Here is a 23752-nt window from a genome sequence, read left to right on the forward strand (position 1 = left end):
CAATCATAAATATGCAAATACTCCTTATCAAAAATATTATTTTTAAAATGATATTTTCAAGGATAAATTATGGTTCAAACCAAGAGAGATCTGGTCATTAGTCACTTACGTTTTTTAAGGCAAGAACTAAGAGAAATGCATTTAGGAATAAAAGAAGATGGTCTCTTTCCTGAGCCAGGTGAAATAAGAGGAATAATAGCTCAGTTGGAGGCTTTACTTGAATTAGTTGATGGAAAGACTAGAATTCAATCAAATTCTGAAGCAGCTTAGTTGCAATCAAAATGGTTGTCAGACCTCAAAAGACCAATTTTCAATTAAAAATTGTAGAAAATATTCAAACACTAAGTATTTGGGCAAATAATCCATGGAGAAGATATTCAATATCTTTAATTATTCTTTTAATTGGTTATTTTTTAGGAAGTTCTCTTGGTATGGTAAGTGCCGTTGTGGAACTTATGGATCCGGTAGCTGCTTTCTTATCAGTTTTTTTTATTGAAATTTTGATAGTTCTTAGAAGAAATTTTCGATTGAAAAGGAAAAAGAAATTTTTAGTACTTTTATTAGACTCTTTAAGATTAGGATTATTTTATGGCTTCTTTACTGAAAGTCTTAAGTTACTGTAAATTTATTTGTTGTATTTCTGTAATAGATAAAGTAAAGCCATTCTTATTGGGATACCATTTGCAACTTGATTATTGATTAAGCAATTAGGATATTCATCAACTACTTTACTACTGATTTCAATATCTCTATTGATAGGTCCAGGATGAAGAATTGGAATTGTTTTACTATTTAAAGATAATTTCTCTGTGGTTAAGCCATAATCCAAACTATATGAATCAATGCTGCTCAGTAAATTCTCCATCATTCTTTCTTTCTGAAGTCTTAAAACAATAATTGCATCTGCAATTTTTATTGATTCTTCCAAGGATCTAGAAATTGTTATGGATCCTCTTGATTTAATGGGATCTTCTATTTGATTTGGCGCAGGGGTTTTTAAAAAATTGATAAATTCATCAGGTATTAATGTTTTCGGACCGCATAAGGTTATGTTTGCGCCGAATGCACTCAACGCCCATATATTTGATCTTGCAACCCTTGAATGATTAACATCTCCAATTATTAAAATATTTTTGGAATTTAAAACCTCAGGATTCAGTGATTTTTTGGAAAAGAATTTTATTAAAGTATAGATGTCAAGTAATCCTTGGCTAGGATGACTATGTAATCCATCTCCGGCATTAAGAACCGAAGTCTTGGAATTTATTGCATCAAGTTTTTTAGCGATCTCAAAGGTTATGTAACTTGATGAATGTCTAATAACTAATGTATCTGCACCCATAGCAGAATAAGTTATTGCTGTATCAATGATTGTTTCACCTTTAGTTAAAGAACTAGAAGCTGGCGCAAATGTTTGTACATCCGCAGATAGCCTTTTTGCTGCAAGTTCGAAGCTGTTTTTTGTTCTTGTACTTGCTTCAAAAAACAAAGACGTTACCAAAGTCCCTTGTAAGGCCGGTATCTTTTTCGTTCCTGCATTCTTTAGTGCATCAAATCTATTAGCCAATTCAAATACTGATTTATAATCTTGAATAGAAAAATTAGCGAGTGTGTGTATATGTTTATGAGGCCAAATTTGCATTACGCTTATTAAGATAATTGATTATTTGATTTAGGTGTTCTGTCACCTTTTACTCTTTTACTTACACTCCTACTATTTTTGAGATACCAACGCCATTTTATATTTTTTGCCTTGGAAATGCCAATTCTAGTAGTTTGAATAAGATCTTTTTGTTCTGGAATTGAGTCTCTTTGAGAAATCCTTAAAGAGTTGTTATTAATAACTTCAACTGAGTTAAATGATATATCTATACCGAATGCTTTAGTAACTAAACCAGGTCCAGAAGCTAATCTCTCATTTTCTTTGGTGATAAAAACTGCCCTGATTAAAACACCACTAGCAAAATTTTCTTTATCAGTAACTATGTTTAAACAATGATGAATGCCATAAGATTTGTAAATATAAAATGTTCCAGGTTTGCCAAATAATGATTTATTTGATTCAGTTATTTTGCGGTAGCCATGACAGGCCTCTTCTTCCTCTGAATAAGCTTCAGTTTCAACAATAATCCCCTTAACTTGATCTTTTTTATTATTGTTTTTTATAAGGTAACAGCCTATTAAATCAGGGGCTACAAGTTTAGAGTGCCGATAAAAAAAGTTTTTTGGAAATAAGTTTTCTTCTATTGTTCAATATTTATCTAATATTATTTTTAGCTGAGAAAGATAATTAAGGCTATTAATTGAAATTGATTTTCAAAAGATGTGATTATTAGTTTTTATAATTATTTGAAATTCAAAGGATATATCAATAAAGATGTTGTAGATAAACTATTATTTAATAAATAAGAATATTAAAAGCATGGCAAAAATCACTAAAGAGGAGGTAAAAAAAGTTGCCCACTTAGCGAGATTGGAACTAAACGAGGATGAAATTAATAATCATGCAGAACAATTAGAAAAAATTTTGGAATATATTAAACAACTTGAAAAAATTGATACAGATGATGTGCCTTGTACAACAAGAGCTATAGAGGTTATTAATGTATTTAGAAAAGACGAAAAGAAAAATTCTGATTGTACAGAAGAGCTTTTAGAATTGGGGCCATCTAGAGAAGATAAATACTTTAAAGTACCGAAAATTATTAATGAATGAGTTAGTTGCTTCCAATAAAAGTTTTATTAACTATCTTTAATAAAACTTTTTTTATTTTATAGCCTGGATACATATTTATAATTTTTCTTATCTTTCCCCTCCTTTTGCTATGACTCCTTATACCTATTAATAAATCATAAATAAAGTTAAAAATGTCTTCTCTACTTTCAAAAATACCAACTCTTTGAGGGGAGCCTTTCATATCCAATAAAGGCTTAGTCTTTTCATATGCTACTTTGTATTCAAACCAAGGAATTGAAGGCCAAAGATGATGAATGAGATGGTAATTTTGGCCCATTATTAATAAATTCATAAATTTGCTTGGATAAACTCGAGAATTTAACCATTTGTTTCTTGATCGAAAAGGTCTATGTGGTAGATAATCAAAAAATATTCCTAAAGTAACTCCCACCATTAATGCTGGTCCGAACCATAGATTATAAATTAGATTCATGAAGTCAAACTTTATACCTGCCAAGATTATGCTTATAAAGATTGATCTTTCAATTCCCCATTGAAGTAATTCATATTTTCGCCAAAGTTTTCTTTGAAAGAAAAATACTTCATGATAAAAAAATCTTGGAGCAATTAGCCAAATTGGACCAAAAGTACTGACAATATGATCTGGATCATTTTTTGGATGATTTACGTGAATATGATGTTGTAAATGTACTCTTGTAAAAACTGGAAAACTAAACCCTAAAAGAATTGCTGAGCCATGACCCATTGCTTGATTTATCCATGGAACTGGATGGGCAGCTTTATGACATGCATCATGAATGACAGTACCTTCAATATGCAAAGCCAAAAAAGCAGTGGCTACAAGTAAAGGTAGAGGCCAAACACCTCTATACCATTGCCATATACTAAGAAAAGCAAGAAAATAACCGCCAAAAAAAAGACCTAACGTTGGATTCCAAAAACTTGGCGGATCTACGTAATTTTTTATCTCCTTTTGCCAATTAAAGGTTCTTGAAGAATTGGTGAATGTTGTTTTATTTTTATTGGTTAAGTTTGAAATTGTTTCTTATATTCTTTAAATAATATAACTAATATTTATATATGATTACATACTAAGAAAAAAAAATTTTTTTAAAGAGATATTTAATTTAATTTTATATGTCAAATTAATCATCTTAAGTTAAAAATATTTTTAAAATAAACCTCTTTCTATTATTATTTTATTTGAGCGGTCGTGGCGGAATTGGTAGACGCGCGAGTTTTAGGTACTCGTATCTTCGGGTGTGGGAGTTCAAGTCTCCCCGACCGCACTTAAGGGAATTCTGATAGTAAGTTTGTTTATCTACATCAACTTCTTATAATTTAATTAATTAATTAATTAATTAATTAAATGAATAATTTGATAGTTTATTTTGGATTTTTCTACATAGTTGTTGGGACTATATTTTTATTCGTACCTTTGATTTATCTTGAGTTAGGTAGACCAAAAGACTTAATAAAAGCTTTTTTGAATTTATTAATAGGTTTCATATTGATAATTAAAAATAAAACTATAGATGAATCAATTTTTTTAATTTTCCTCTTATTTACGATACTAGTTGTTTTATATCTAGTAGAGCTTTTTTCAGTTAGATGGAATCAATTGACAGATAAAGAAAAAAATAAATTAACTACCTTTCTGGAATTCAAAAATAATCTTTCGAAAATATTAGATGCTATTAATCTTGGAGTTAGGAATTTTGCAAAACCTTTAAACTTATTTAATTTTGGTAGCAACAATCAAAATACAAGCCCAAAAAAGTGGGTAAGAAATGATAAAAATGATAATATAAAAGTCTGAAACCAAATCAATTGGTTATTTGCAACATGCCAAAAAAACTACAGTTCAATACTAATAAAGAATCTAGTAAATTAGATTTATTCAAACAATTCTATTGATCACCAATATCGCCTTTACCTTTGTATGAAATCTCAAAATAGCAAAGAAAAAAAATCAGACTTTTCTTATAAAGAGACTTTAAATTTACTTAAAACTGACTTCTCAATGCGTGCTAACTCAGTTGTAAGAGAACCTGAGATTCAAGATTTTTGGGCTAATAATAATATTGATTTCGAATTAGGTTCAAACAACTCAGGAAAAACATTTACATTGCACGATGGCCCACCTTATGCAAATGGTGCGCTGCATATGGGTCATGCTCTAAATAAAGTTTTAAAGGACATAATCAATAAATACAAAACCTTGAGAGGATTCAGAGTACATTATGTTCCTGGTTGGGACTGCCATGGATTACCTATTGAATTAAAAGTACTTCAGAATTTAAAATCTGATGAAAGAAAGAATCTTGATACTCTAAATCTAAGAAAAAAAGCAACAGATTATGCATACATACAAATAAACAATCAAATGGAGGGTTTTAAAAGGTGGGGCATTTGGGGAGATTGGGATAACCCTTACTTAACTCTTAAGAAAAGTTATGAATCTGCTCAGATTGGAGTGTTTGGGAAAATGTTTTTAAATGGCTATATTTATCGAGGTCTTAAACCTGTTCATTGGAGTCCAAGTTCGAGGACTGCACTCGCAGAAGCAGAATTAGAATATCCTGATGAACATTATTCAAAGAGTATTTATGTTTCCTTAAAAATTACTAAAGTATCTGAACACATTCTATTAGAATTCTTTAAAGAAAACCGCAATATTGAAAAGGATGTTTTTCTAAATAATTCTTTCATAACTATTTGGACCACCACACCCTGGACCATACCCGCAAATGAAGCAGTTGCAGTAAATCCAAAAATAAAATACGTTTTTGCTATTGATGAGCAGAAACGAATATACCTTTTTGCAAAAGAATTATCTGCTGAAATTAGTAACAAATTTAATAAAGATCTAAAGACTCTTTTTGAGGTTGAAGGGGCTTCCTTGGAAGATCTTGAATATCAACATCCTACCAAAAATAAAAATTGCAGAATTGTGATTGGGGGTGATTACATCACTACAGAATCAGGTACTGGAATTGTTCATACTGCACCAGGTCATGGGATAGATGATTTTAATGTGGGGCAGAAATATGATCTACCTACAACATGTGTTGTTGACGAAAAAGGGAACTTAAATGAATATTCAGGCCAATTCAAAGGATCAAACGTCCTTAAAGATGCAAATGATTTAATTATTGAATATTTAAAGGGAAATAATTTACTCCTATTACAAGAAAATTATAAGCATAGATACCCTTATGATTGGAGAACCAAAAAACCAACTATTTTTAGAGCAACAGAACAATGGTTTGCATCTGTAAATGGCTTCAGATCATCGGCATTAAAGGCAATCGAAGATGTTGAATGGATGCCAGCAACTGGAAAGAAAAGAATTTATTCTATGGTGGTTGGTAGAGGGGATTGGTGTATTTCTAGACAAAGGTCTTGGGGGGTTCCAATTCCAGTTTTTTATAAAAAAAATGGTAATGAAATTCTCCTAAATAGCGAGATAATTAATCATATACAAGAACTTTTTAGTGAACATGGTGCAGATATTTGGTGGGATTGGGATGTTAAGAATCTATTGCCAGAAAATTATGCAAAAGATTCTGATTTATGGAAAAAAGGAACAGATACAATGGATGTCTGGTTCGATTCAGGATCTAGCTGGGCAGCAGTGTGTGAACAAAGAAGTGAATTAAAATATCCAGCAGATCTTTATTTAGAGGGCTCAGATCAACATAGAGGTTGGTTCCAGTCTTCTTTGCTTACATCTGTTGCAGTTAATAATAAACCTCCATATAAGAAAGTTTTAACTCATGGTTTTGCACTAGATGAAAACGGAAGAAAAATGAGTAAATCTTTAGGTAACGTTGTTGATCCAAATATAATTATTAATGGAGGTAATAATAAAAAAACTGACCCTGCTTATGGAGCTGATGTTTTAAGGCTCTGGGTAAGCTCAGTAGATTATTCAGTAGATGTTCCAATTGGTTCAAATATACTCAAGCAGCTATCAGACGTTTATAGAAAAGTTCGTAATACAGCAAGATATCTTTTAGGGAATATTCATGATTATGACCCTAATATTGATAGTTTTGAAATTGATCAATTGCCGCTCTTAGATCAATGGATGTTAGGCAGACTAGTTGAGGTTACAGATCAAATATCAAATGCTTATGAAAATTATGAATTTTCAAAATTTTTTCAAATCTTACAAAGTTTTTGCGTTGTAGATCTATCAAATTTCTATTTAGATATTGCTAAGGATAGGTTATATGTAAGTTCTAAATCACAATTTAGGAGAAGATCATGTCAGTTTGTAATGTCTAAAGTTGTTGAAAATTTAGCTGTTCTTATTTCTCCAGTACTTTGTCATATGGCTGAAGATATTTGGCAAAATATTCCATATTCAACTAAAGAAAAATCAGTATTTCAAAGAGGATGGCCAATTTTTTCACAGTCCTGGAAAAATGAAACTCTTAATGAACACATCACAAATTTGAGAAATTTGAGAGTTGAAATTAACAAAGCTATAGAAGGATGTAGAAACAAACAAATAATTGGAGCAGCGTTAGAAACTGAAGTTAATTATTTACCTGAAGATAAAGTTGTAAAAGATTCTCTGACTTGGCTACAAAGATTTGGTAATGAAGATGTCGATTTATTTAGAGATTGGCTTATAGTTTCAAATTTCCAAGTGGTATCCGAGTTGGTTGATCATTCTCTAATTATAGATAAAAATGAACTTGGAAAAATCCAAATCTTAAAGGCTGATGGTGAAAAATGTGATAGATGCTGGCATTATCAAAAAGAAACTTTTAGTGGAATTCAAAATACAAAATTATGCAAAAGATGTTCAAATATTATTAATCTTTAATTTTCTTAAATCCAATTTTTTTGATTCAAAAAGAAAACTGAGTTTTGATTTTCTCTTATAAAGTTTTCTTTGGTTTCCTTTAAGGGTGCTTTAAAAAGTTTAAAATTTGTAAGTATATATCTAAATTCAATAACTTTTTTTTCTAAATCTATTTCAATTGGATGAGTGGTAGAGCTACTGAAACCTTTGAAAATAATTATTTCTAACTGTTCTTTATGATTTTCTTTTAGAATGTAACCCTCTATTTTGAGTACCCTATTAGGTATCAAGGAACTTATTTTTTCTAAGTTATTTAATAAATCAATATCTGCCATTTTCGGAGAAGGAAGAATTTCTTCCATTTTTAGGTAATTTAATTATTGACCATTGCATCAACCCTAAAGTAAAGATTAATAATGAAAATAATCCTAAAAATTTTGCTATCGGCTGAGTAAAGTTAGCTCCGAAGAAAAAATTAAATAAATTTTTGATCATAATATATAAATTTGAAGAAGGCTGAAGCCAGATCTCACATGCAGCAGAATTAATAGAAGAAAAGCAGTTAAAGTTTTGCAAACTTTGGATTAAGAAATTCAGAGATATAAAAGTAAGAGACCATCTCCACACTTTTGTCGTTGTGGTAAGGGGGTAAGTAAAGTCATATTCTTTTAATTCATCATTTATATCATTCCAAAACCAAACTGAAATTGTCATTAATAATGTTGAAATATTTGTTACTAGAAGAGCGTAATTAAACTTACCTATTAAAAGTAAAAGGCTTATAAAAAATAAAAGGGATATTTTCCAATAAATTGATAAAAGTTTATTAACAGCTTGATTTCTTTTTTTTATTGACCAAAAGAATAAAGTAATAGGAATACCAACAAGGAAAATTATTGAAAGTTGAAAAGATAGCCAAATAGAAAGTTGATTAAAAACGTTCAAAACTTTTTCTTTTTACATACATAATAATTAAACATCAAACTGTTACTTTTTAACTTACTATTGTCATAGTTATGAATATTATGAATCTTTATATTATTGACGAGGAATAGATTAATACTTGTATGAGACAACACGTTAATCCGCTTAGTAAAAATTTCAATGAAATTGAGAGAATCCCTTCTTTGATTGAAATGTTTGGTGATCCTAAATTGAATCTGCATTTGGATATAGGTTGTGCTGCGGGTGAGTTTCTATTTGATTTAGCTTTAGTTAATACCAGTTGGAATTATTTAGGAATTGAAATACGTGAGAAATTAGTTAAAACTGCTAAATTAAAAGTGCGTGAAAGAGAAATTAAAAATTTATATTTTATATTTGGCAATGCTAATAATATTTTTAATGATGTCCAGAGTAAATTTTTTATAGAGAATGTAAAAAGTATTTCTTTTAACTTTCCAGATCCGTGGTTTAAGAAGAGACATTATAAAAGGCGCGTAATTCAGACAGAATTTATTAATACTCTCTCCAACTTATTGCAAAAAGGATCCCTAATTTTTATAAAAACTGATGTAAAGGATTTATTAGATTATATGGATTGCACTATATCAGGAAATTCTAAGTTTAAAAAAATAGATAAAAAGGATTTTAATTATTCCCAAAGTTTTAATCCAAATAAAGTTAAAACTAATAGAGAGAAGTATGTCATTATTAACCAACTTGATATTTTTGATATGATTTATATAAAAATCTGATTCATAATTAATTCATTATTTTATTAATTTCTAAAGAGAGTTTGTGCGTTATTTCACTTGATAAAGAATTGACTTTAGTCTGATTTGTGGCCTCAATAAGAACTCGCATTAAGGGTTCTGTACCACTAGGCCTTATATAAACTCTAAAATTATCTGAATTGTTTGCCTGGAAAATTTCTATAGTTTGATCAATTAAAATTTTTGTTTTTGGATTTATTTTATTAATATTAAAATCTAAATTGATGTTGGTTAGTTTCTGAGGAAAAGGGTCGAAACTGCTTTTTAACCAATCATTTAAAGTAATATTTTTCTTTTTACAGTATTTAGCAATTTGAAGTGCAGTCAAAATACCATCTCCAGAATAGTTGTTAATTTTTGAAAGTATATGTCCTGATTGCTCACCTCCTAAAACAGCTCTTTTTTCCCTCATTGCTTCATGAACGTATTTATCTCCTACATCAGTTCTATATAAAATTCCACCAATTTTGTTCCAAGCCTTTTCAAACCCTAAATTTGCCATTTGAGTTGATATTAGTAAATTATTTGTGAGAATCTTTTGTGCCATAAGTTCTCTACCCCAAAGAAAAAGAATATGATCACCATCCAATACATTGCCTTTAGAATCTACTCCAATTACTCTATCGGCATCCCCATCGAAGCTAAATCCCATATCTGCATAACTCTCTCTTAATGCTTTTTTTAATGGTTCTAGGTTAGTAGAACCGCAATTCATATTAATTTTTAACCCGTTTTTTGAGTTATTGATAACTTTTACATCAGCGCCAAGATTCTGAAATATTGTTTTTGCGCAGGTTGTCGCTGATCCATAGCATGTGTCTAATATTATTTTCAAGCCGCTTAAATTTTCTCCACCCATTGTGTGGATTAAGCTTTTCATATAAATATCCATAAGTTCTTTATTTGTTTTTAAAGAGAACTCTTTTGTAGGAACTAATTGATTTTGTTCTTCAACTAATTTTTGAATTTTATTTTCAACTTCTTTAGTAATTTTTTGACCATTATGATCAAAGATTTTTATGCCATTGTATTCTGGTGGATTATGACTAGCAGATATCATTATTCCACTACTAAGATTCTCTTGTTTGATTAAAAAAGGGATAGCTGGTGTAGGGCATATTCCAAGATTTATAAATTTTCTTCCACTTGCATTTATACCTTGTGTTATTGCCTGAAGCAGAATATCTCCACTAATCCTTGTATCTCTTCCAATTAATATTGGATTTTTATTTTCTAAACTTGAACCTAAAGCATATCCAACTTTATAGGCTAGAGAATAAGTTATCTCTTTATTAAATCTTCCTCTTATCCCATCAGTACCAAAGATTGATTGCATAATTAGATTTCGGGAATCAAATATATTTTGATCATTATTTGGTTCTTATTTTATCAGTTGATTAAAAGTTAACCGATTTTAATTCTCTTTATTTGTTTAACTTATTTAAAATGTCTTTAGTGAGTAAAAATTTATAATGCAATCTGAGAGTAGAGAACCAATTTCAAATTATAACTTAAATGTCATACTTGTCTTGATTATTGCGATTGTTATTATCTCTTTGACTTTATTTAGAAACCTCTTTTTTCAATCAACTTATCTTCTTAAGAGTTTTGGTGAATTATCTGTTGATCCTGAAATAGCTTTTAAAAACAATAAGCCTACTTTTCTTGAATTTTATGCTGAGTGGTGTGAAGTTTGCAAAGAAATGGCTCCAAAAGTATCTGATTTAAAAGAGACATATGAAAAAGATATTAATTTTGTTTTTTTAAATGTTGATAATCAAAAATGGGAAAAATATATCCGAAAATTTGAAGTTAATGGAATTCCTCAAGTTAATCTTTTTGATAGAAAAGGTAATTTAAAATCTACCTTTATTGGTAAACAAGAGGAATTAACAATAAAAGAATCTATTGATCAATTAGAAAGAGAAGTGGAATCTCAAGAAGAAATTCTTAATGCTGCATTTTCAGCAATCAAAGAAAATAAAAATAATGAGGTTACTCCTCGTAGTCATGGATAATTCTTACCAATCTAGAGATTTTGATACAACCGGAAAACTTTGTTTGAAAATAGACTTACAATTTTGGGCAATAGACTTGTGTTCTTCTTGAGTACCATGAGCTGATCTTAAATTAATGTAATGAATCCATGATCTGCATGATCCAGACATGTAGATTCTCGTTGGAGTTGCTAATGGTAAAACAAATCTCGCACATTCTTTAGCTATTCCTTCAGCAAGTAAATCTTCATATAATTCTGATGCAGCTTTAAAATGTGAAGCAATTTTTGCATTGAATCTTTTTTTTAACTCATCAGGGAGGTCGGGAATAGAATTTTGCCTATTTTTAAAATCTTGTCTTCTCAACTCTGGTAAAGGAATATTCCCCAATTGAGAACTATCTGCATATCTCTGTGAAAATTCCTGGAAAGTAAATGATCTATGTCTCAAAATTTGAGCTGCAATTCCTCTATTGGTTTCTATCTGTAAGGTCATAAATGACTGTTCAAATACACTCCAGTGTTCATTTTTAATACAATAACTCAATAATTTTGAATAATCTTCATTTTTCTGATTGTTTGGATTACTCACTCTTGCAATGTAAGCCATTGTTTTTTCTGCATCAGGAGTTAGCGAAATCAGCTCAACTTTACTCATTTTAGATCTTTGCTAGAGTTACCTTTTCTGGTTGATTTTGATATTTACCTCTTCTATCTTCATATGTTGTCGCGCAAGGATCACCTTCAAAAAAGAGGAGTTGACAGATACCCTCGTCTGCATAAATTCTACAATCTGCACCTGAACTATTGCTAAATTCTAAAGTTAGGTGACCTTCCCATCCTGCTTCTGCAGGTGTTGTATTAACAATTATTCCTAGTCGTGCGTAAGTACTTTTGCCAATACAAATTACCGTTATATTTTTTGGTACTTTCATCTTTTCTAAAGCCACCCCTAAACCATAGGAGTGAGCAGGAAGAATAAAAAAGTCTCCATCGTCATCATGATGAAGAACCGTTTTTTCTAAATTATGAGGATTAAACTTTTTGGGATTCATTACAGTACCTGGGATATGTCTAAAAATCAGGAATTCTTTTGGTGAAAGTCTTAAATCATAGCCATAAGAGGAACATCCGTAACTCAAAACTGGCTTTTTTTGATTATCGGGTTCAAGATGTCTCACCAAATTTGATTGGAAGGGTTTTATCATCCCTTCAGAGGCTTTTTGATTTATCCAGAGATCATTTTTAAGCATTTTTTTATGAACGAAGTTCGGTGATTTGGTTAGCCATTAATAATAAATCTTTAGGAATATCTGTACCAGTAAGGATTACATCTCCTGATATAAATCGGTTTTCAAGTGTTGAAATCAAATCATCCTTATCGATAATTTTCATCTCAATTGCAAGAAAAATTTCATCAAGTATGATTTGATCATTTTCTCCAGAGAGTAATTCTTTTTTGCAAAAATCCCATAATTCAAAAGTAGATTCATGAATAGATTTTTTTAAATTTTCATTATTTTCAATTTCTTCAGAATCATATTGATCAAAGGAATATGATGATCTTACCCAAGTTAAATTGCCACAAAGTTTTACTGCATTAGCGACCCCTTGTTTAACCCCTCCTTTCATAAATTGTACTAAAAGTACTTTCCTACCAAGAGCAGCATTTCTTAGGGAGTCTCTAATAATAGAAGAATAACTCCCTCTATAAGAAGATTGGTATATTTGGACTTGACCATTTTGTATAAATTTTTTTAAGTTTATTTTGTTAGAAGAACTTATTTTTACTAAATCGGGATTATTTTTGGAATAACTATTAGATGAGCTAATTACCATTATTCTGGATTTCTTTTTTATATATGCAGTATAATTTGAATTTATTTACACTGCATATAGTGTAATTTTACTTAAAAAAGCGTTTAGAAAGTTGAAACTAGACGAAAGAAGTGCATAGAGATACCAATCAGAATCGGAAATTGTTACTGTTGATACAAGATATTTCAAGGTGTCTTCTTAAATTTTTAAAAGTAAAGAAATTTATGATACATTCTTCTCGAGGACTCAACCACTTTAGTTCCCAACAATCCGGAAAAAGTAAAATTAACTCTGTTGGAGAACGTTTCCCAATCAATAAATCTTTAATGGAAGTAATTAAAGGTCTAGAGGGTGCAAGCACAGAAATGGTTGAGAGATCTAAAACAATATTTTTCCCTGGGGATCCTGCTGAGAGGGTTTATCTGATAAGAAGAGGAGCAGTACGGTTGTCAAGAGTTTATGAGTCAGGTGAAGAGATAACTGTTGCTTTATTAAGAGAAAATAGTCTCTTTGGTGTTTTATCTCTTCTTACAGGACATAGATCTGATCGTTTTTATCATGCCATAGCATTCACAAGAGTTGAAATGATAACAGCCCCTGCAAATTCTGTTTTAAGAGCAATAGAAGAAGATGCATCAGTAGGACTATTATTGTTGAAGGGTCTTTCAAGTAGGATCCTACAAACAGAAACAATGATAGAAACTCTTACTCATAGAGATATGTCTTCTCGGTTAGTAAGCTTTTTAATGGTTCTTTGTAGAGACTTTGGAGTTGCAAGTGAAAAAGGTATTACAATAGATTTGAAACTTTCACATCAAGCTATTGCTGAAGCTATTGGTTCAACAAGAGTAACGATTACAAGATTATTGGGAGATTTAAAGGATTCCGGTCTCCTAAATATTGAAAGAAAAAAAATTACAGTATTTGATCCAATAGCTCTTGCAAAAAGATTTAATTGATTCATCATTAACTATGATGTATTGAGCTTATGAAATAGTGTGGCCTGGATTTTAATTGTTTTTTTAATATTACTCGGGGGATTAATTGCACCATTTGGGGATATTCTTGGTACAAAAATAGGTAAAGCTAGATTTAGTATCTTAAAATTAAGACCAAAGAAAACAGCTACAATCGTAACGATAATAACTGGAGGATTTATTAGTGCAATATCTATAGGATTACTGATTTTAGTTAGTGAAGAATTTAGGCAAAGACTTTTTGTTGATATTCCTTTTTTACAAAAAACTTTGGAAGAGAGTAAAAAGGCACTGCTTCCTTTGCAGGAAGAAAGGAAGCAGCTTGAAGAAAAGATTAATAATAAAGAAAAGGAATTAAATAAACTAAAAAGTGATGTTAACGAATTTAGAAGAGGAAATGTAGTTTTTAAAAGAGGGCAAACTTTATTTATTGCTGAAGTTACTTCTAATCCGAGTATAAAATTAAATTTACGCAAGATTTACAATAGTGCAGATAGATATGTTCAGAAAATTGTAATTCCTAATAAAAAAGAAATACAAAATATTCTTTTGTGGAGACCTAGTGATATTTCTGAAATTGAAGGAGTTACTCAAAAAGGAGGTAGTTGGATTTTATTGATTAAATCGGCAACTAATGTTTTGAGAGGGGATAATTTTGTTTTTGTATACCCAGAATTGCTGCAAAATAAAACAATTTTAAAAAAAGGAGAAGTTATTACTAGCGAAATTCTTGACAATAAAGATCTAGATTATAAAAAAATTAATTCAAAAATTAAAACTTTGTTGCGAAAAACTAGAGACAAAATCAAGTTAAGAGGATCTATTGTTAACGAAATGACTACAAGAGGGGACTTTATAAAAAAAATCAGAGATTCGTTAAAGATAAATCAAAATAATAAATATCTATTGGAGGTTGTATCTTTAAAAGATAGTAAAACTGCAGATCCAATAATAGTTGAGTTGAATATCACTAAATTATAATCTTGTATGTCTCAATTAATATCTATTGATCCTGGTAAATGTAAATGTGGTTTAGTTGTAGCTGAAATAAGTGAAAAAAAAGTTTATAAAGCCATCATTCTTAAAAGTGAATTACTTGAGGATTATGTCAGAAATTTAAATACCGTTCAAGATATATCAAAAATTATTATTGGTAACGGAACAACCAGTAGAGAGATTAGAGATAAACTGGATTTTTTTAAAAAAGAAATAATAACTTTCGAAGAAAAGAATACTACTTATAGAGCGAAAGCAAGATATTTTGAACTTTTCCCAATTAGGGGTTTGAAGTTTTTAATTCCTAGGGAGATTTTTATTTTTAATAAAAATCTTGATGCGATATCAGCTTTGATAATTTTAGAGGATTATTGCAAAATGAAGTTTACTTTAAATCAAGATATAGACTTTAAAACTTGGCTGAAATAGTAAACTTGTATTGATTACCTGCTTCAAGTTCATAATCTTTTTTTAATAAAAATCTTAATAAAGCATCCTCAATTAATGCTCTTCCCAAAGGAGGATTCACTAATAATAAACCTTGATTAAAAGACCATGTAAAATCCCACTTAAATTCACCAGCTTCCACAACTCCCTTAATTTGCTTTTTTGAAAAGCAATATTCTATAACATTTACATTGGCTATTGTTTCTGGTTTTGACCGCATTTGTTATATTTGGTCTTTATCAAAAGAATTTAATTCATTTATTATATATTCTTCTTTTTTCGTATTTAATTGTTCGAGGGATTCTATTACTCTCTTATATACTTTATCCAAAATTGATTTTTCTTCTTGAGAAATATTGCCTAACACATGAGAAATAGTATTGTAATAATTTGTTCCTTTTACTAATGGAGGAGCTCCAATACCAATTCTTATTCTATTAAAGTTATGAGTTTGTAATTTTTCAATGATGCTTTTAAGCCCATTATGTCCACCTGAGCTCCCTTTTTTTCTAAATCTTATTTTACCAAGAGGCAAATCTTTATCATCGACTATTATAAAAATCTGATCAATATTTATTTTGTACCAATTTATTATTGCTTCTACAGCATCCCCACTATTATTCATAAACGTATTAGGTAAAAATAACCTGTACGTATAATTATTGATTTTGAATTCTGAGTAAAAACTTTTAATTTTATCCTTGAATAAGAAATTTGAATGATATTTTTTTGAGAGATTTTCAAGAAGTAAAAAACCTATATTATGTCTATTTTTTGAGTATTTTTTACCAGGATTTCCCAAGCCAATTAAATATATTTCATTCATAATTTATTTCTAAATCTCTTTTATTGAGAATTATAAATATACAAACTAACTAAAACTAAATAAATTAAAAAAAATTCCCAAATAAACTTATTAGGGAATTTTCATATTAATTTAGAAAACTTTCTGAAAGAGTTTAAGAAATTTAGTTTCCGTTCCAATTTACTGAGAAACCTTGTAATAGCAGCGATTGATTATAAATTTGTAGGAGAATAACTAAAAAGATCAGAAGTAATAGGCCTATGACTGTCATCACAGGAACTGCTCCCCAACCAGGTACAACTTTTCCTTGTCCTGAATTACCAATTGCTTTTAAAAGACTTCCTAAGGCTGTTTTTTGACCCATGTTAAATTCACAAAATCGAGTATTATTTCGCTATTGTATAAGAACTTATACATAAATTGTTTACAAACTTAGCAAAATTGATGCAAACTTTATCATCTGCTCCAGATCCTGCTGTTTCTATAGCAGTAACAATTCTGGCAATACTTCTATCTTTAACTGGTTTTGGTCTTTGGACTGCATTTGGACCTAAAGCTGCAAAGCTTACAGATCCTTGGGATGAACATGACGACTAATACCCCTTAAAGTATTTCAAAATTTTCCAAAAATACAAAAAGTAAACTTTTAACCATAGTTTAATTATAAATTTAATAGGATATAAATCAGTCAGCCAATCAATTTCCATGCTTGCCCTAAAAATTTCTGTTTACACAATTGTTTTTTTCTTCGTAGGAATATTTCTTTTCGGATTTTTAGCAAGTGATCCAACAAGAACACCAAATAGAAAAGACTTAGAGAGTCCTCAGGATTAATCTCAATAGAATTTATTTACCTTGATTTCAGGAATTTCAAAAAAAGTAATATTTTCTTTTTTTTTGTTTATAAATTTTTTACAGCCATCAAAATCAGCTGAAATTAAGGAAATTAATAAAGTTGATAATAAACAAGTTTTCCAAAAAAGATTCTTCAAAATTGCAAATATAAAAATTGCGTCAAATTCGTCAAAACAATTTCTTAATAACTTTGAAGAATTTTCAACTCATAAAAATTTTTTTAAAGAAGATTTAGAATCATTTTTAGCTAATAATAGTGAAAATCAAAACGAATTAGTAATCCAATCCGATATACAGTCTGACATTAAAGATGTTATTTATGCTGAAGGGAATGTAGTAGTTAAATATCGTGGAAAAATACTTAAGGCTGATAATTTAATTTACGATAAGTTAAATAAAAAAATTAGAGCTCAAGGAAATATAGATTTGAAATTAGGAGATCAAATCTTTAAAGCTTCTGAAATAGAGTACAGTTTCATAACTGAAAAAGGATATTTATTAGATGTTCAGGGATCTATTAATACCAATACTTTGATGGATGATTTATCCTCAAATTTCGCCTTATCAGATGTTAAAAAGATAAACATTTTACTTGAATTAAAAAAAAAGGAAGTTTTATATACTCCCGGCAAGGTTGAAAATTGGTTATTTCTTACTGATAAAATGACTATAGATGGGAATAAGTGGAAAAGTAAGAAGGCAGTATTTAGTAATGATTTACTTGAATTGAAACAAGCTAAATTAGTAATTAATTCATTAGAAGTTATTTCTGCGGCAGAGAAATTACTATTTAAGTCATCATTAAATTATTTAATATTTGAAGAAAAGGTATCAATTCCATTTTGGCTTGGAGATAGAACTGTAAATAAATATGGAGAAGTCTTGAACTTTGATAGTAGATGGAATTTAGGATATGAAAATTTAGATAAGGATGGGTATTTTATTGGAAGGAAATTTAACTCCATAGATATATTTGATGATTTTGTTCTTGAGTTAGAACCACAATTCTTGATTCAACGCTCACTAAAAGGGTATACAAAAAGTTTTGTTAATAAGGACGAATCAATAACTTCAGAAAGAGTGAAGAGGAATGCAGGTTTTGAAGATTATTTTGCTCTAAAATCTCAAATAAAAGGCCAAATAAATAATTGGGATTTAGTAATAGAAAATAATTTAAATTCATTAGATGTTGATAAATTTTCTGATGCATTTAGATCAAAGACTAATTTAAGTAAAGAAATTAACTTTTTTAATTCCAAATGGGATAAAAGTTTTTATGGAGTTTATAGAGATAGAGTATGGAATGGCTCATTGGGTGAAGCTGAAATTTACTTAGGTTATGGTTCAGAATTAAAAAAAGAAAATACTTGGTTTGTTAATGGTATAAAAAAGACAGAATTTTTATCTTTAGGTTTGGCTAATATAAAAGCAGAGGCTTTAAATACTAAAAATCTGATAACAAACCTAAAAGGTAACTTGTTTTATTCTTTAGATCAGAAATTTCCCATTACTACTGTTGAGCCTAAAAAGAAATCTATTGATATTTCATATAGGTACATTCCTGAACCAATTACTAAAGGCTTAAGTCTTAATACAAGATTAGAAGCACTATATTCTTTTTATGAAACTGGAGATCATCAAGAACATCTAGGTTTTGGTATAGGCCCAGAATTGATCTTTGGTGATTTTAAAAATAAAACTTTTGACTATACTCGTTTAAGTATTTTCCCTTTCTATAAATTTAGTAGTGGAGAAAGTGTTTTTAAATTCGATCAAAATTATGATAAGTTTACTTTAAATATTGCGCTTGATCAGCAATTATTTGGACCAGTTATTCTAAAAAGTAGTGGGACTTTAAACCTTACAAATGATTCTGATGATTATGGTGAATTTATAGATTCTAAAATTTCCTTAAACTGGAAAAAAAGATCCTATGAATTTGGTATTTTTTATCAACCTCATAATCAAGCAGGAGGAATTTCTTTTAGTTTCTTTGGATTTAAATAGTTATTAGAAATGAGAATTAAATTTTAAATAAGGTAAATCATTAAATTTATTTTCAATTAGATTTTTATTCTCAAGAAGTTTTGATGTTGCATCCCATTCTCCTGATAAAAACATTTTTCTTGAGCTCTCCTTAATTTCAAGTTTAAAATTTAAATCTTTTGATTTAGCTATGGAATTATTTAGATCAATTTCTAAGAATAAAAATTTATTATCGTTATGTTTTTGGATATCTTGTATTGAATTTTTAGGAAGCGTAAAACATGGAATTCCAATTGCAACACAATTACTATAAAAAATTTCGGCAAAGCTCTCACCTATTAATGCTTTTATACCCCATCTCATAAGTGCTTGGGGGGCATGTTCTCTGCTCGAACCACATCCAAAATTGCTATTAACAATAAGTATTGAGGCATTTTTGTTTTCCTCTAGATCGAAAGGATGCCTTCCCTTTAATGTTTCTCTATCATCTTCAAAAACAGATTCGCCTAATGAATCAAAATTAATACACTTTAAGAAACGCGCAGGAATTATTCTATCTGTATCAATATCGTTACCAATTAACGAGATGCATTTCCCATTTATTTGTGAAATTTTTCCAATTGGTGGGTTAAATTTCGATTTCATTTCTTTATAAATTCTCTAACGTCACTTACTTTGCCATTAATTGCAGCAGCAGCTACCATTGCTGGACTCATGAGAAGTGTCCTTCCACTAGGAGATCCTTGTCTACCTTTGAAATTTCTATTGCTAGAACTAGCACTAATTTGATTACCCATTAGCTTATCTGAATTCATTGCTAAACACATAGAGCAGCCTGGCTCTCTCCATTGAAATCCAGAATCCTTAAATATTTTATCTAGACCTTCTTTTTTTGCTTCAGTGGCCACTTGCTCTGAACCGGGGACTACAAATGCTTTTACTTCCTGAGATACTTTTTTATCTTTCAATACTTTAGCTGCAACTCTTAAGTCACTGATTCTGCCATTTGTACAACTGCCTATGAAACAAACATCTACTGGAGTATCTTTTATTAATTGCCCTGGTTTGAAACCCATATATTCATAAGCCTCTTTAGCAACAAATTGGTCATTTGGGGACAAGTCATCTAAAAGAGGAATCTGTTGATTGATGCTTATACTTTGACCAGGAGTAATTCCCCACGTTACGGTTGGTTCTACTTGTGAAGCATCTAATTTAATTACATCATCATAAATTGAATTTTCATCACTTTTTAATGATTTCCACCATATGAGTGCTTGATCCCAGTGATGATTTTTTGGAGCACATAATTTCTTTTTAATGTAACTAAAGGTCTTTTCATCAGGGTTTATATATCCGCATCTCGCTCCCCCTTCTATAGACATATTGCATATAGTCATTCTTTCTTCCATTGATAATGCATTAATCGCAGGGCCTGCGAATTCATATGCGAAACCTACCCCAGCCTTTACACCAAGTTTATTTATAATATGTAGCACCAAATCCTTAGCATATACACCATTAGATAATTTATTATCGCACCAAATCTGCCTTACCTTTAATTTGTTCATGGCTATGGTTTGGGTAGCAAGAACATCTCTTACTTGACTTGTACCTATTCCAAAAGCAATTGCCCCAAAAGCTCCATGAGTTGAAGTATGAGAATCTCCGCAAGCGATTGTCATTCCTGGCTGAGTTAGGCCTAATTCCGGTGCTACTACATGAACTATTCCTTGATTACCACTACCAATATTAAAAAATCTTATTTTATGTTCTAAGCAATTCTTCTCAAGTGTTTCAATCATCTGTTCAGCGAGATTATCCTTGAAAGGCCTGCTCTGATTATCTGTTGGCACAATATGATCAACAGTAGCAACAGTTCTATTAGGGAATTTTACTTTTAATTTTTTGTCCTTTAAAGCACCAAATGCTTGAGGACTCGTCACTTCATGGATAAGGTGAAGACCAATAAATATTTGATCAGATCCTCCAGGAAGACTTGAAACCTTATGTAAATCCCAAACTTTATCAAATAGGGTATCTTGACTCAATTTGTAAAAATAGTTACTTACTATTCGATAATAGGATTAATCGGAGGCTGTTCAAACACACATTTACACTTAGTCTTTGAATTTCTATTCGATTTCGTGTTGAGTTAAATAGTTTTTTTATATTAGTTATATGATTATTTGGTCCTGAAATTGAAATATAGACAAGTCCAACAGGTTTATCTTGACTGCCTCCGTTAGGCCCAGCTATTCCACTAATTGCTATTGCCCAATCTGCTCCTAATTTCTCTTTTACATTAATTGCCATGGCCTCACAAACTTCTTCAGAAACAGCTCCATATTTTGTAAGCTTTTCTTTAGAAATATTTAATAATGAATTTTTTAGTTCATTACTATAGGAAACAATACTACCTTGAAAAACTTGAGATGAGCCTGATATTGAGGTTAGTGATGAAGATAGAAGGCCTCCGGTGCAGGATTCAGCAAAAACAATTGTTTCGTTCCTCTTGGTTAATTCTTTTATTAAAACGCTAGGAAGAGTATCGTTATCCTCTCCAAAAATAAATTTTGAAAAATCTTTTTTTAATTTTTCTTTAATAGGTTTAATTATATTTTTTGCTTCAAGGTCGTTCTTAGCTCGCGCGGTGATTCTGAGTTTAACCTCTCCTAAGTTTGCATATGGAGCAACGGTAGGGTTTTTAAGATTTAATAGATCATTAATTTTTTCAGCAACGCTTGATTCTCCAATACCCGCAAATTTAAGAGTATTTGAGAAAAAGGAATAATTATCTGAGAATTTGGTTTTAATGAAATCATACGCCGTCTCTTCCCACATAGTTTTCATTTCACTGGGTACTCCTGGGAAAGTAAGGATAGTAAAATCTTTTACTGGTTCCCAAATCATTCCTGGTGCAGTGCCCCTAGGGTTATTAATAATTTGAGCATTTTCTGGGAAGAAACATTGTTTCCTTAAGCTGGAGGAATCGTCCTTGAGCTTTGAGTTTGAGAGTTTTTGTTTAATTTCATCCCATAAAAGCGGTCTTTCAAAAAGAGATACATTAAAAGATTTGGCTATTGCTTCAGTAGTTAAGTCATCTGGGGTGGGTCCTAATCCACCAGTTGTAATTAGAAGATTACTTCTTGTCGATATTTCTTGAATTACTTTTATAATTCGATCAGAATTATCACCTACAGTTGATTGCCTAAAGTGATTTAAGCCTAATTGAGATAACTGTTCAGAAATCCATTGAGCATTTGTATTGATAATATTTCCTAAGAGTAGCTCTGTTCCAATAGAAAGAATTTCAACTCCCTTGGAGTTAGGACTCATTTAATTGATGCTTCAAGTTTGCCTTCATAAAGAGGAAAACGATTACATAAGGTTAATACTCTTTCTTTACATTTACTTTCAATCAGTGAATCGTCTGGGTTAAGTAATCTATCAGCAATAATTTCACCAACTTCAGCAAAAGCATCCTCATTAAAGCCTCTAGTAGTTAGAGCAGCAGTTCCCAACCTTAGTCCGCTGGTTACAAAAGGTGATTCAGGGTCAAATGGAACAGTATTTTTATTTGCAGTGATATTCACTTCACTTACAAGTAAGTCAGCAATCTTACCAGTCATATTGATACTTCTTAAATCGAGTAAAACAATATGGTTATCAGTGCCTCCGCTAACGATATTAATACCTCTATTTATTAAAGTTGAAGCTAGAACTTTTGCATTTTTTATTACTTGTTGGGAATAATTAACGAAATCTGGTTGCAAGGCTTCTCCAAATGCAACTGCTTTAGCTGCAATTATATGTTCGAGGGGCCCACCCTGAGTTCCAGGGAAAACAGATTTATCAAATTTCTTTCCAAATTCTGCATCTTTACACAAGATAAGTCCCCCTCTAGGCCCTCTTAATGTTTTATGAGTAGTTGTGGTTACTACATCACAATATGGTATTGGATTTGGGTGGAGTTTACTTGCTACAAGACCGGCGATGTGTGCAATATCAGCCATTAAGAATGCACCAACTTCATCTGCAATATTTCTAAATGACTCAAAATCGATTGTTCTTGGATAAGCAGAATATCCACATATGATTAATTTTGGTTTTGTTTCAAGTGCTATCTCTCTTATTTCATCAAAATTTAATTCACTAGTTTCTTTATTTACACCATAGTGAACTGCATTGAACCATTTACCACTCATATTTACTGGAGACCCATGAGTTAGGTGTCCACCATGAGATAAATCCATCCCCATGATTGTGTCGCCAGGTTTAAGTAGACTTAGGAAAACAGCAGCATTGGCCTGCGCTCCACTATGGGGTTGAACATTAGCCCAATTTGCATTAAATAATTTTTTCGCTCTCTGAATAGCTAATTCTTCGATTTCATCAACAAATTCACATCCCCCGTAATATCTTTTTTGGGGTAATCCCTCGGCGTATTTATTTGTAAGTACGGAACCTTGAGCCTGCATAACGGCAATTGATGCGAAATTTTCGCTTGCGATTAACTCAAGATGAGTTTCCTGCCTATTTTTTTCAGAGTTAATAAAATTTGATATTACTGGATCACTTTCTTTAAGATTTTGAAGGATATTCATTGAATTTGATAAGTAATACCCATAATATAGACG

29 protein-coding genes and 1 tRNA gene are annotated in these 23752 nt (G+C 30.4%); 14 read left to right on the forward strand and 16 right to left on the reverse strand.

Annotated elements, in window-relative coordinates:
- The first annotated feature begins 69 nt into the window (after nt 1–69).
- The gene (locus HA143_RS01260) at nt 70–270 is read left to right on the forward strand and encodes a hypothetical protein (protein WP_209082862.1); all 201 of its coding nucleotides are present in this window, start codon (nt 70–72) and stop codon (nt 268–270) included.
- Nucleotides 271–281: 11 nt separating this feature from the next.
- Entirely contained in the window at nt 282–623 is a 342-nt protein-coding gene (locus HA143_RS01265) for a DUF565 domain-containing protein (RefSeq protein WP_209082863.1), read from the forward strand.
- A gap of 2 nt (nt 624–625) precedes the next feature.
- Here HA143_RS01265 and HA143_RS01270 read toward each other — a convergent pair whose 3' ends face one another.
- Both HA143_RS01270 and HA143_RS01275 read right to left on the reverse strand, forming a co-directional pair.
- On the reverse strand, nt 626–1642 hold the full coding sequence (locus tag HA143_RS01270) for an aspartate carbamoyltransferase catalytic subunit (protein ID WP_209082864.1): 1017 nt from the start codon (nt 1640–1642) through the stop codon (nt 626–628).
- Between the two features lie 8 nt (nt 1643–1650).
- Nucleotides 1651–2247, reverse strand: a complete 597-nt coding sequence (locus tag HA143_RS01275; protein WP_209084387.1) for a DNA-3-methyladenine glycosylase — start codon at nt 2245–2247, stop codon at nt 1651–1653.
- Nucleotides 2248–2422: 175 nt separating this feature from the next.
- Here HA143_RS01275 and gatC point away from each other — a divergent pair, with 175 nt between their 5' ends.
- A complete protein-coding gene (gene gatC, locus HA143_RS01280; RefSeq protein ID WP_209082865.1) occupies nt 2423–2716 on the forward strand; it encodes an Asp-tRNA(Asn)/Glu-tRNA(Gln) amidotransferase subunit GatC in 294 nt (97 codons plus the stop codon).
- A 1-nt stretch (nt 2717) separates the two neighbouring features.
- Here gatC and HA143_RS01285 read toward each other — a convergent pair whose 3' ends face one another.
- Nucleotides 2718–3665 (reverse strand): fatty acid desaturase, encoded by a 948-nt coding sequence (locus tag HA143_RS01285; RefSeq protein ID WP_373921628.1) that lies wholly within the window; start codon nt 3663–3665, stop codon nt 2718–2720.
- Between the two features lie 240 nt (nt 3666–3905).
- Here HA143_RS01285 and HA143_RS01290 point away from each other — a divergent pair.
- The 3 genes from HA143_RS01290 to ileS all read left to right on the forward strand — a co-directional run bounded on the left by HA143_RS01290 (nt 3906) and on the right by ileS (nt 7538).
- Nucleotides 3906–3987 (forward strand) — tRNA-Leu (locus HA143_RS01290).
- 80 nt (nt 3988–4067) lie between these two features.
- On the forward strand, nt 4068–4517 hold the full coding sequence (locus HA143_RS01295) for a hypothetical protein (RefSeq protein WP_209082866.1): 450 nt from the start codon (nt 4068–4070) through the stop codon (nt 4515–4517).
- A 123-nt stretch (nt 4518–4640) separates the two neighbouring features.
- Nucleotides 4641–7538 carry an isoleucine--tRNA ligase gene (gene ileS, locus HA143_RS01300; RefSeq protein WP_209082867.1) on the forward strand — a complete coding sequence of 966 codons (2898 nt, stop codon included), beginning with the start codon at nt 4641–4643 and terminating at the stop codon, nt 7536–7538.
- Nucleotides 7539–7543: 5 nt separating this feature from the next.
- Here ileS and HA143_RS01305 read toward each other — a convergent pair whose 3' ends face one another.
- Both HA143_RS01305 and HA143_RS01310 read right to left on the reverse strand, forming a co-directional pair.
- Entirely contained in the window at nt 7544–7879 is a 336-nt protein-coding gene (locus HA143_RS01305) for a hypothetical protein (protein WP_209082868.1), read from the reverse strand.
- Complete coding sequence (locus HA143_RS01310) at nt 7839–8462, reverse strand: DUF3177 family protein (RefSeq protein ID WP_209082869.1); 624 nt, start codon at nt 8460–8462, stop codon at nt 7839–7841. Before HA143_RS01310 ends, HA143_RS01305 begins: the two co-directional genes overlap by 41 nt.
- Before the next feature lie 122 nt (nt 8463–8584).
- On the opposite strand from HA143_RS01310, the gene trmB reads away from it, so the two are divergent.
- Nucleotides 8585–9214, forward strand: a complete 630-nt coding sequence (gene trmB, locus HA143_RS01315; protein WP_209082870.1) for a tRNA (guanosine(46)-N7)-methyltransferase TrmB — start codon at nt 8585–8587, stop codon at nt 9212–9214.
- A 7-nt stretch (nt 9215–9221) separates the two neighbouring features.
- Here trmB and glmM read toward each other — a convergent pair whose 3' ends face one another.
- Nucleotides 9222–10568, reverse strand: coding sequence for a phosphoglucosamine mutase (gene glmM / locus HA143_RS01320; RefSeq protein WP_209082871.1), 1347 nt, complete (start codon nt 10566–10568; stop codon nt 9222–9224).
- A 136-nt stretch (nt 10569–10704) separates the two neighbouring features.
- On the opposite strand from glmM, the gene HA143_RS01325 reads away from it, so the two are divergent.
- Entirely contained in the window at nt 10705–11250 is a 546-nt protein-coding gene (locus HA143_RS01325; RefSeq protein WP_209082872.1) for a thioredoxin domain-containing protein, read from the forward strand.
- A gap of 3 nt (nt 11251–11253) precedes the next feature.
- Here the strand turns inward: HA143_RS01325 and thyX are convergent, their stop codons facing one another.
- Genes thyX through HA143_RS01340 form a run of 3 tightly spaced genes read right to left on the reverse strand, consistent with a single transcriptional unit; the run spans nt 11254 to nt 13067 of the window.
- Nucleotides 11254–11886 (reverse strand): FAD-dependent thymidylate synthase, encoded by a 633-nt coding sequence (gene thyX, locus HA143_RS01330; RefSeq protein ID WP_209082873.1) that lies wholly within the window; start codon nt 11884–11886, stop codon nt 11254–11256.
- Between the two features lies 1 nt (nt 11887).
- Nucleotides 11888–12481, reverse strand: coding sequence for a dCTP deaminase (gene dcd / locus HA143_RS01335; protein ID WP_209082874.1), 594 nt, complete (start codon nt 12479–12481; stop codon nt 11888–11890).
- 4 nt (nt 12482–12485) lie between these two features.
- A complete protein-coding gene (locus HA143_RS01340) occupies nt 12486–13067 on the reverse strand; it encodes a cob(I)yrinic acid a,c-diamide adenosyltransferase (protein ID WP_209082875.1) in 582 nt (193 codons plus the stop codon).
- A 203-nt stretch (nt 13068–13270) separates the two neighbouring features.
- Between HA143_RS01340 and ntcA the strand changes: the two genes are divergently transcribed.
- Genes ntcA through HA143_RS01355 form a run of 3 tightly spaced genes read left to right on the forward strand, consistent with a single transcriptional unit; the run spans nt 13271 to nt 15448 of the window.
- On the forward strand, nt 13271–14005 hold the full coding sequence (gene ntcA / locus HA143_RS01345; protein WP_209082876.1) for a global nitrogen regulator NtcA: 735 nt from the start codon (nt 13271–13273) through the stop codon (nt 14003–14005).
- A gap of 39 nt (nt 14006–14044) precedes the next feature.
- Nucleotides 14045–15004: a DUF3084 domain-containing protein gene (locus HA143_RS01350; protein WP_209082877.1), complete on the forward strand. Its 960-nt coding sequence runs from the start codon at nt 14045–14047 to the stop codon at nt 15002–15004.
- A gap of 6 nt (nt 15005–15010) precedes the next feature.
- Entirely contained in the window at nt 15011–15448 is a 438-nt protein-coding gene (locus HA143_RS01355; protein WP_209082878.1) for a hypothetical protein, read from the forward strand.
- Here the strand turns inward: HA143_RS01355 and HA143_RS01360 are convergent.
- The 3 genes from HA143_RS01360 to psbH form a co-directional block, all read right to left on the reverse strand.
- Entirely contained in the window at nt 15429–15686 is a 258-nt protein-coding gene (locus HA143_RS01360) for a DUF3146 family protein (RefSeq protein WP_209082879.1), read from the reverse strand. The two genes, HA143_RS01355 and HA143_RS01360, sit on opposite strands and share 20 nt — an antisense overlap.
- Before the next feature lie 3 nt (nt 15687–15689).
- Nucleotides 15690–16292 carry an aminoacyl-tRNA hydrolase gene (pth, locus tag HA143_RS01365; RefSeq protein WP_209082880.1) on the reverse strand — a complete coding sequence of 201 codons (603 nt, stop codon included), beginning with the start codon at nt 16290–16292 and terminating at the stop codon, nt 15690–15692.
- 142 nt (nt 16293–16434) lie between these two features.
- A complete protein-coding gene (gene psbH / locus HA143_RS01370; RefSeq protein ID WP_209082881.1) occupies nt 16435–16635 on the reverse strand; it encodes a photosystem II reaction center phosphoprotein PsbH in 201 nt (66 codons plus the stop codon).
- An 80-nt stretch (nt 16636–16715) separates the two neighbouring features.
- Between psbH and psbN the strand changes: the two genes are divergently transcribed.
- The 3 genes from psbN to HA143_RS01385 all read left to right on the forward strand — a co-directional run bounded on the left by psbN (nt 16716) and on the right by HA143_RS01385 (nt 19133).
- Nucleotides 16716–16868 (forward strand): photosystem II reaction center protein PsbN, encoded by a 153-nt coding sequence (gene psbN / locus HA143_RS01375; RefSeq protein WP_209082882.1) that lies wholly within the window; start codon nt 16716–16718, stop codon nt 16866–16868.
- Between the two features lie 108 nt (nt 16869–16976).
- Nucleotides 16977–17105: a photosystem II reaction center protein I gene (locus HA143_RS01380; protein ID WP_002805124.1), complete on the forward strand. Its 129-nt coding sequence runs from the start codon at nt 16977–16979 to the stop codon at nt 17103–17105.
- Between the two features lie 63 nt (nt 17106–17168).
- Nucleotides 17169–19133, forward strand: a complete 1965-nt coding sequence (locus tag HA143_RS01385) for a DUF3769 domain-containing protein (RefSeq protein ID WP_245210830.1) — start codon at nt 17169–17171, stop codon at nt 19131–19133.
- Between the two features lie 3 nt (nt 19134–19136).
- Here HA143_RS01385 and leuD read toward each other — a convergent pair whose 3' ends face one another.
- Genes leuD through glyA form a run of 4 tightly spaced genes read right to left on the reverse strand, consistent with a single transcriptional unit; the run spans nt 19137 to nt 23719 of the window.
- The gene (gene leuD / locus HA143_RS01390; RefSeq protein ID WP_209082884.1) at nt 19137–19757 is read right to left on the reverse strand and encodes a 3-isopropylmalate dehydratase small subunit; all 621 of its coding nucleotides are present in this window, start codon (nt 19755–19757) and stop codon (nt 19137–19139) included.
- On the reverse strand, nt 19754–21163 hold the full coding sequence (gene leuC / locus HA143_RS01395) for a 3-isopropylmalate dehydratase large subunit (RefSeq protein WP_209082885.1): 1410 nt from the start codon (nt 21161–21163) through the stop codon (nt 19754–19756). The genes leuD and leuC overlap by 4 nt, the downstream gene beginning before the upstream one ends.
- Nucleotides 21164–21176: 13 nt before the next feature.
- On the reverse strand, nt 21177–22451 hold the full coding sequence (locus tag HA143_RS01400) for a competence/damage-inducible protein A (protein WP_209082886.1): 1275 nt from the start codon (nt 22449–22451) through the stop codon (nt 21177–21179).
- Entirely contained in the window at nt 22448–23719 is a 1272-nt protein-coding gene (gene glyA, locus HA143_RS01405; RefSeq protein WP_025974899.1) for a serine hydroxymethyltransferase, read from the reverse strand. Before glyA ends, HA143_RS01400 begins: the two co-directional genes overlap by 4 nt.
- Nucleotides 23720–23752 lie beyond the last annotated feature (33 nt).

This window comes from Prochlorococcus marinus CUG1415 (genome assembly GCF_017696015.1).
Classification (GTDB): Bacteria; Cyanobacteriota; Cyanobacteriia; order PCC-6307; family Cyanobiaceae; genus Prochlorococcus_A; species Prochlorococcus_A marinus_AE.

Excerpts from the sequence above, each read along its gene's own strand:
- HA143_RS01260 (WP_209082862.1), top strand. The coding sequence starts at position 70 with ATGGTTCAAACCAAGAGAGATCTGGTCATTAGTCACTTACGTTTTTTA.
- HA143_RS01265 (WP_209082863.1), top strand. The coding sequence starts at position 282 with ATGGTTGTCAGACCTCAAAAGACCAATTTTCAATTAAAAATTGTAGAA.
- HA143_RS01270 (WP_209082864.1), bottom strand. The coding sequence starts at position 1,642 with ATGCAAATTTGGCCTCATAAACATATACACACACTCGCTAATTTTTCT.
- gatC (WP_209082865.1), top strand. The coding sequence starts at position 2,423 with ATGGCAAAAATCACTAAAGAGGAGGTAAAAAAAGTTGCCCACTTAGCG.
- HA143_RS01295 (WP_209082866.1), top strand. The coding sequence starts at position 4,068 with ATGAATAATTTGATAGTTTATTTTGGATTTTTCTACATAGTTGTTGGG.
- ileS (WP_209082867.1), top strand. The coding sequence starts at position 4,641 with ATGAAATCTCAAAATAGCAAAGAAAAAAAATCAGACTTTTCTTATAAA.
- HA143_RS01305 (WP_209082868.1), bottom strand. The coding sequence starts at position 7,879 with ATGGAAGAAATTCTTCCTTCTCCGAAAATGGCAGATATTGATTTATTA.
- trmB (WP_209082870.1), top strand. The coding sequence starts at position 8,585 with ATGAGACAACACGTTAATCCGCTTAGTAAAAATTTCAATGAAATTGAG.
- glmM (WP_209082871.1), bottom strand. The coding sequence starts at position 10,568 with ATGCAATCAATCTTTGGTACTGATGGGATAAGAGGAAGATTTAATAAA.
- HA143_RS01325 (WP_209082872.1), top strand. The coding sequence starts at position 10,705 with ATGCAATCTGAGAGTAGAGAACCAATTTCAAATTATAACTTAAATGTC.
- thyX (WP_209082873.1), bottom strand. The coding sequence starts at position 11,886 with ATGAGTAAAGTTGAGCTGATTTCGCTAACTCCTGATGCAGAAAAAACA.
- dcd (WP_209082874.1), bottom strand. The coding sequence starts at position 12,481 with ATGCTTAAAAATGATCTCTGGATAAATCAAAAAGCCTCTGAAGGGATG.
- HA143_RS01340 (WP_209082875.1), bottom strand. The coding sequence starts at position 13,067 with ATGGTAATTAGCTCATCTAATAGTTATTCCAAAAATAATCCCGATTTA.
- ntcA (WP_209082876.1), top strand. The coding sequence starts at position 13,271 with ATGATACATTCTTCTCGAGGACTCAACCACTTTAGTTCCCAACAATCC.
- HA143_RS01355 (WP_209082878.1), top strand. The coding sequence starts at position 15,011 with ATGTCTCAATTAATATCTATTGATCCTGGTAAATGTAAATGTGGTTTA.
- HA143_RS01360 (WP_209082879.1), bottom strand. The coding sequence starts at position 15,686 with ATGCGGTCAAAACCAGAAACAATAGCCAATGTAAATGTTATAGAATAT.
- pth (WP_209082880.1), bottom strand. The coding sequence starts at position 16,292 with ATGAATGAAATATATTTAATTGGCTTGGGAAATCCTGGTAAAAAATAC.
- psbH (WP_209082881.1), bottom strand. The coding sequence starts at position 16,635 with ATGGGTCAAAAAACAGCCTTAGGAAGTCTTTTAAAAGCAATTGGTAAT.
- psbN (WP_209082882.1), top strand. The coding sequence starts at position 16,716 with ATGCAAACTTTATCATCTGCTCCAGATCCTGCTGTTTCTATAGCAGTA.
- HA143_RS01380 (WP_002805124.1), top strand. The coding sequence starts at position 16,977 with ATGCTTGCCCTAAAAATTTCTGTTTACACAATTGTTTTTTTCTTCGTA.
- leuD (WP_209082884.1), bottom strand. The coding sequence starts at position 19,757 with ATGAAATCGAAATTTAACCCACCAATTGGAAAAATTTCACAAATAAAT.
- HA143_RS01400 (WP_209082886.1), bottom strand. The coding sequence starts at position 22,451 with ATGAGTCCTAACTCCAAGGGAGTTGAAATTCTTTCTATTGGAACAGAG.
- glyA (WP_025974899.1), bottom strand. The coding sequence starts at position 23,719 with ATGAATATCCTTCAAAATCTTAAAGAAAGTGATCCAGTAATATCAAAT.